Origin of the sequence: Kangiella sp., from assembly GCF_014762745.1 — a bacterium.
In the GTDB taxonomy this organism is placed as follows: domain Bacteria; phylum Pseudomonadota; class Gammaproteobacteria; order Enterobacterales; family Kangiellaceae; genus Kangiella.
In genome coordinates this window covers 1-6,736 of record NZ_JABURJ010000008.1, presented here as the reverse complement: position 1 = coordinate 6,736, position 6,736 = coordinate 1, and the positions used below count along the sequence as shown (strand labels likewise).

The window sequence follows — 6,736 nt, the reverse complement described above, 5'->3', positions numbered from 1 at the left end:
TTTACTTTTCTTCATTTCCAGATAATACTAAATTATAGTTATCTGGATCAGCCCCATAATTAATAGTAGTAAATACATAACAATTACTAAATTGAGGAAAAAACAATGAAAAAAGTATTAGCTATCACTTTTGGGGCTATTTTATCAACTCAAGCAGGTATCGTATCAGCAGAAGAGGGTAAGCCTGGAACAGGTCCTAACCCATTTACTGATTGTGGTATCGGTGCTGCATTATTCCCAGATACTCACTGGGCTGCGGTAACTTCTAACATCATTTGGGACGTAGGTACAACAGCGGTAACATCTGCAACTGCAAGCCCTGAGACTTGTAGTGGTAAAAACGTTGAAGTTGCTCAGTTTATCAGCACTTCATATGATAACCTGGTTGAAGATACTGCGCGTGGTGAAGGTCAATATTTAACTGCAATGCTAGATATCTACGGTTGTAGTGCAACTGCTCGCACTGAAATGACCTCCAATATTCGTGGTAAAGTTGGTGAGTCTGTAAGCAGTGATGACTACAACTCAATGACTAACGGTCAAAAGGCCGAAAATTACTACTTAATCGTAAATGACGTAGTAAGCTCAAGCCCAGCAGGTACTTGCGCAGCGTAATGCAATATGAGTCAGTCATTGTTTGATGGCTGACTTTTTCTCTGAATTCTCTCCTGTTAATAAACTTCTATGAAAACCTTTAAGCCCTTTGGGCAGTTTGTTTTATTGTGTCTGCTTACTTTTCAGATCATGGCACAAGCCAATGAGCAACTATCAGAACAAGAATTAAATCAATTAAGTCACTCTCGCACCTGGCTTAACTTGTTGCACTACGAAGAAGACTCATCAAGCCCATCAGGATTCACTAGTGCAATTCATAATCCTGCTTTTTTTATTTCCAACTCTGGAAAAACAGAACCTCAACAAGAGCTGATAGCAACTATTGATGCTTTCACAGGTGATAGTAGTCAGGCTCAACTGAAGCAATATCACTGCCAATTCCCTGCAAGATTGCTATGGCTTCGCACTCAGTTAGGAAATGATTTTGCTAAAGAAAAAATATTAAACGGTTGTGAGGAGTATAGAGAGTGGACAAGACAAGGCAGTATCAACAGTATAAGCATCGTCTATGCAACCGGATATTTAGGAAATCCTGCTTCTTTTTATGGTCACACTTTGCTGAAATTTAATTCCTCGGAAGAAAATAAAAACACACACCTTCTAGATTCAAGTTTAAATTATGGAGCAATTGTTCCAGATAATGAAAACCCTGTTGTTTATATCCTTAAAGGACTGTTTGGTGGTTATGACGCTGGTTTTACACAAATAGAATTTTATTTCCATGAAGGCAATTATGGTGAAGGCGAGCTCCGGGATATGTGGGAATATGAGCTGAACCTGAGTCAGAATGAAGTTGACTTATTGGTAGCCCACTCCTGGGAAGTCTTAAGAAAAGAATACACATACTATTTCCTGAAAGAAAATTGTGCTTACAGAATGGCCGAGTTATTCAGTATTATTGATGGCCTGGATGTTGTGCCAGATGGACAGTTTTGGACATATCCGCAAGACGTAGTTCAACTGTTACCATCACTTGAACGAAATGGAGAAAAAATTGTAAAAGATATTTATAAATACCCTTCGCGTCAAACGCGGCTTTATAATAAATACTCACAGCTTTCTTTTGATGAAAAAAAGCATGTTGAAGCTGCAATTGACAGCACCTCTTATTTGAATAGCACTAACTTCGAGAGCCTCTCAACTCAAGGCAAACATAGAGTTCTTGATACCCTATTGGATTACTACCAAATTATCGAAGACTCAGAAGAAGAGCAGGCAAACAAAGCATACCAGGCAGTATTATCGGCACGATTTAAAGTCGAAAAGGGGCAGTCTAACTTTGAGAAAAAATACAATAAACAGAGTGGGCCACATTCAGGTCGAAAACCGAGCCTGATATCTCTTGGTACTGTTAATCATGAAGCCTGGGGGCAATATGAAACCATAAGGTTAAGACCTGCTTATTATGATTCATTAGATGCCAGTAGCGCACATATTGGCTTTTCTCAACTTAGCATGGGTGAGCTAGGGTTAATCCATCATGATGGTAGCTATGCCTTGGACTACCTGGATGTAATCAACATTCAAAGCATTAACAGCAAAGCTACTGGTTTGCCTCAGGACGGCGGAAGTCCTTGGAATCTTCGAGTTGGTTGGGAGCGAGACACCTTTTCTTGTATAGACTGTTCACTATTCAAGATTCAGGGTGATATGGGGTATAGCATCGCTATTTCAGAAGATTTTGTTATTGCTGGTTATTTCGGTGGTGGGCTGCAAGAGTCCGGTTCTGTATTTGATAACTACTTTGTGCGTGCTAAGGCTTTCTCACAAGTCAACTTCTCATCGGCTTTGCGGGGGAGAGTGACTTATGAGCACCGAGCCGACTTTGAAAGCAACTCGGAAGAGTCTATTGAAGTAAACCTAAGATTGGAACTTGCAAAGAACTGGGAAAGCCGTTTCCTCTACAGAAAAAGTGATCAAGAAGAGATCGGCATATCTGTTGGTTATTACTGGTAGTCATCAGATAGCAAAAACCACCTGTGATTATTGGAGGTTTTTGGCCACGACGAGGGAAAATCCTAGTGGTGTTAATTGGGCATGTAAATATCACCAGCTACCAGGGCAAACAGTAAGAATCGTCACACTCGATTTTTCCCTGGCGAACCTCTCGCTCACAGCTGGTACTTGCAACGATTCTGTTTTCACCTTCTTCGACCTTATAACTGACACACTCATTGTAGGTCGAGTAGTCTGAGCATGAGACTAATGAAAGTAATAATAAGCTTGTTATAATTAATCTTAAAATTGTTCCTGTCATAATCTCCTCCAATATTGATTAATTTAACCATTCGGTTTTGCCGACTTTCTTTCCCTCATTGTAGGTTGACCTTGCGACCAGTTTTCCCTTTGAGTTGTATTGGAGCACTTGGCCATGACGTTTCCCACTGACGTAATCTTTATCAAAATTCACTTTACCGTTGGAGTGATAGTCATAGCATTTGCCATGCTTTTGATTATCAACATAATCGCATTGAGCTACCTTGTTACCTTTATTATTAAACTGTTCCCACAGCCCATGTTTTTTATTACGTTGATACTGCTCGCGGAATTGGACTTTGCCATTTTTATGATAGGCTTCTCGTAGACCGTGCTTTTCGCCTAAGACATACTCCTGCATTTCAGTGACACGTCCTTCATAGAGACTATAAAAAGCACCATGTTTCTTCCAACGCTTTTTGCCATTCTCTTCGTGTTGAATATAAACGCCACGAGCATATTTAGTGTTTTGAATTTTAAAGGTCAACCCCTGCTCATCGGTGAACTGTTGATCATCTTCAAGTTTATCGAAATGCTCAGGCTTGATCTTGGTGTAATCGAAGGGTTGTGATTGCTCTGCGGCATGTATCGTAGAGGTAAAGAAAATAGAAAGAACAATAGCTAAAAGCTTCATAATGACTCCCTTAAACTCTTCTAGTTAGGATGTAGTCTCCCCAAAGGCTCAAACTAGTTATAAAACATAATCAAGAGAATGGCTAGTATGATTTTTAGACAGGTTTGAAGGTTGAGGTCAGGAGGCACAATGTATCTAAGAGCTCCCAAAAGCTCTGTCATTACGCGCTTTAAGCGCGTAATTTTGCGACTTTATATTAACCCGGGCGGGATAGGGAGTTATTAAAAGGTCTTATTACTTAGAGTTCTTATTCTTGGCATCAATTGCCAGACCAACGACTAAACCCGCGACAATACCTAACGGGATACTCAACGCAATATTACCCAGGGCTACCCCAAGCGCTGCGCCAACACCAACACCGATTGCCATAAAAACGCCGACAAAGGTTTGCGGTTCTTTCTTATTATTCTGCTCAGGTTGTTTGTTATCCATAATGTCCTCTGGTATCTACATTTGATTTAATTTCAAGTTATTAGAACGATACCATAAATAATATACACCGATGGTCGTTCCAATTGGGAATATGATTAGTAAGATTATTGTGGCTACAAGACTAAAGTTATTAAGAGCTGTTTTTTTGATATATGAGTATATGCCGGCACAAAAAACAATGAACGCATGGCTAATTGCTACCGCGAGAATAATTTGTTGAGGTAGGGTTAAACTGTTTTTCGAGTAGAGCGTAGCATTAGTTTCAGTAAAGCGCTCAATGACATAAGGTAAGCCAAAACTCAGTCCGCCAACGGCAATAACACCATAAAGTAAAAAAAGCCAAGTTAATCGGTATTCATGCTTATTCATTTATTATCCTAGTTAGGGGTTTTATTGTTTAGTAATTTCCTGCAAATCTTCCCTGGAATTTTCTTCGCGTGGGAGTTTAACTTCAATGATCCATCCGAAAGCTCTAAGAAGCTGTATAAAGTGCCAAGTTGGATCGGGCTGGCCTTTTTCAATCCCAATTCTTGCTGACTCAGGAAATGCATGATGGTTATTATGCCAACATTCTCCATAAGTCAAAATCCCTAAACCCGGTAAGTTTGATGCCTGTACATAGGCACCTTTAACTTTCCACCTGCCTTGGCCGGGGTTGTGGCAAAAGTAAGTTATTGTCCAATGTCCGACGACACTGAGAGAAACTCTGGCAAAGATCCCCCAAACCACAAATGGTAACCCACCAAAGTAATAAAGAATTAAAGCCAGCGGTATCTGGTGTAGACGCCAGGTCTTTTCGAGGAATTGATAAAATTTGTCTTGGTATAGACTATCTTCAATTTGAATGCTTGGTGGGTTGGAAAATTTGAAGCCGGAGGTCAGTTGCCACCACAAGTCCTTCCAATAAGATCGTCTGTGCGAGAAAAAGTCGTGACACTTGCTCTGTCTCTGCGCCCAATCTCGCAAGTCATGAATCCTTATCACTCCATAAGGCCCAGACATACCCACTAAGACGCCAATATAAATTAAAAGTCGCTCAACGGGTTTAATAGCTTTAAATGACCTATGAATCATCATTCTATGCATCCCAGCACTATGGCCAATCAGCAGAGTAAAGTACGTCAACACAACAAAGAGTAGAACTGAGCCGGGCGTGGTATAAAAAGGGATTAATGCAACCGAAGCGAGAAGCATTCCTAGATTCCAAACAGCTTTAGGCCAATCAACTACAACCTCACCCTCATTAGGATTAGCGTTAGCTCCATTGATTCTTAAGACGGGTTCCATCATGAGGTTTTAATTCCTAGTAAATTAAATGGTGCGTCACGACGCACCCTACGATTGCTAATCATCTGCTGTCGCACCTATGCTGTCGTGAGCCCCGCCTCCAAACTCTGAAGGTCGGCCTTTAGGTTTTTCTTCATTAGATAAAAACAGCAAAATACCGATAGCGGCTATAAAGGGAAGAATCCAGATTAAAATAACTTGAATTACTTTTTGACGCTTATCGAAATAATCTGAGCGAAAAACACGATAGCTGGCAAAAATATTCAGTATTAAAGCTATCGATATTCCAGTGTATAAAAAATAATTATTCAAAATATAAATCTACTTCTAAATTATTTAAAAACAGTATGTTAGGTTGATTTTGAGCTACTGCTACTTGGTGGGGCCTAAATTTTATTGTTTACTACTTTACTGTGATATTGTTCTAACGCTGAGCCAACCTCACGTAGCTTTGAGTCTATATCAGCATACTTCTCTCTTACAGCCTGCATACCGCTATCGCTATCTTTAAGTAGTTTAGCCATGCTTTCTTGATGCTTCATAAGTTCAAGGTAGTGCTTACGGAATGAGAGCAATGCGTTCAATCGGCCTATGTCATTAGCTTTTTTTGCCTCTTTGACTGACCAGCGGGAATACAATGCTGATAATATTGCGATTAAAACAGCCACTATCGCAACTAAATCGCTAGCAGAAATATCGATAACGTACCCCTTCATATTTATTGAATAAACTCACGCTTAAGACTTTATTATCATAAGACTTTTGATACAAGTTCAATTTGTTTATGGCCGTTCAGACTTGCTCCAATTACCCCTTAGGTTGAGCTGAGGAGTAGTCAAGGCATAGCAATTCAAATCTGTGACTGAAAGGAATCCCTTTAGGGAGATGATTTGAATAGCAAAATTCGGGACAGGGATGGAACGTATTTTGCGGTGCGTTAAGTGGCTTGGCGGATACGAAGGTAGTTTCGCTTGCGAAACCTCAATCTCGGGGTGTCTTTTCTTTTCGTCCCTTTTCTTTGGAAAGCGACCGCAGGAAGTGCCCGTGGTGCAAAGAAAAGGGACTCGCTGAGTGGCGAAACCTGTCATTGAGGAAGGTTATAAAAAGTCACTCGACTCTGTGATCAAGTCGCGGAATGACACCTGTTTATGTTTATTTTGATGGGTTACGCTGCGCTACCCCATCCTATGCTATTACCAATATAGAGATTCCGACGTTGCCTTTGATCTCGCAAGGATGATAGCAGGGGAAGGCTGTCCGATGCTGAAGCCTAGCAATAACGGGACGTTTCAAGACCGAAATACGCATTAATAATTGCTTCAAACCCTTAAAAATGGTATAAAGCGCGCCGTGGCTCGTAAGTGCGTCTGTTTTAGATGGATTTCGGGTCACGAAACCTAAACTACACACGCAAATCGACACATTTGCCGGGGTGCTCAGTCGGATTAAAGCTGGCTTGGGTCGGGAAATGGGATTTGCGGAGGCTTAACCCGAAATTCGGAGAATTTATTA

Annotated in this window: 8 protein-coding genes; 2 read left to right on the top strand and 6 right to left on the bottom strand. The window is 40.7% G+C overall.

The window, feature by feature from the left end; all coding sequences use genetic code 11:
* Positions 1 to 105 precede the first annotated feature (105 nt).
* Together HUJ19_RS00115 and HUJ19_RS00110 are read left to right on the top strand one after the other, a co-directional pair.
* Complete coding sequence (locus HUJ19_RS00115; RefSeq protein ID WP_290621544.1) at positions 106 to 615, top strand: DUF3015 family protein; 510 nt, start codon at positions 106 to 108, stop codon at positions 613 to 615.
* A 69-nt stretch (positions 616 to 684) separates the two neighbouring features.
* Entirely contained in the window at positions 685 to 2,571 is a 1,887-nt protein-coding gene (locus HUJ19_RS00110; RefSeq protein ID WP_290621543.1) for a DUF4105 domain-containing protein, read from the top strand.
* 319 nt (positions 2,572 to 2,890) lie between these two features.
* Here HUJ19_RS00110 and HUJ19_RS00105 read toward each other — a convergent pair whose 3' ends face one another.
* The 6 genes from HUJ19_RS00105 to HUJ19_RS00080 form a co-directional block, all read right to left on the bottom strand.
* On the bottom strand, positions 2,891 to 3,505 hold the full coding sequence (locus HUJ19_RS00105; RefSeq protein ID WP_290621542.1) for a hypothetical protein: 615 nt from the start codon (positions 3,503 to 3,505) through the stop codon (positions 2,891 to 2,893).
* 234 nt (positions 3,506 to 3,739) lie between these two features.
* Positions 3,740 to 3,937, bottom strand: a complete 198-nt coding sequence (locus HUJ19_RS00100; RefSeq protein ID WP_290621541.1) for a hypothetical protein — start codon at positions 3,935 to 3,937, stop codon at positions 3,740 to 3,742.
* Positions 3,938 to 3,952: 15 nt separating this feature from the next.
* Complete coding sequence (locus tag HUJ19_RS00095; RefSeq protein ID WP_290621540.1) at positions 3,953 to 4,306, bottom strand: hypothetical protein; 354 nt, start codon at positions 4,304 to 4,306, stop codon at positions 3,953 to 3,955.
* Positions 4,307 to 4,327: 21 nt separating this feature from the next.
* Entirely contained in the window at positions 4,328 to 5,224 is an 897-nt protein-coding gene (locus tag HUJ19_RS00090) for an acyl-CoA desaturase (protein WP_290621539.1), read from the bottom strand.
* Positions 5,225 to 5,281: 57 nt separating this feature from the next.
* Entirely contained in the window at positions 5,282 to 5,536 is a 255-nt protein-coding gene (locus tag HUJ19_RS00085; RefSeq protein WP_290621537.1) for a hypothetical protein, read from the bottom strand.
* Positions 5,537 to 5,610: 74 nt separating this feature from the next.
* A complete protein-coding gene (locus HUJ19_RS00080) occupies positions 5,611 to 5,940 on the bottom strand; it encodes a hypothetical protein (RefSeq protein ID WP_290621535.1) in 330 nt (109 codons plus the stop codon).
* Between the last annotated feature and the right edge of the window lie 796 nt (positions 5,941 to 6,736).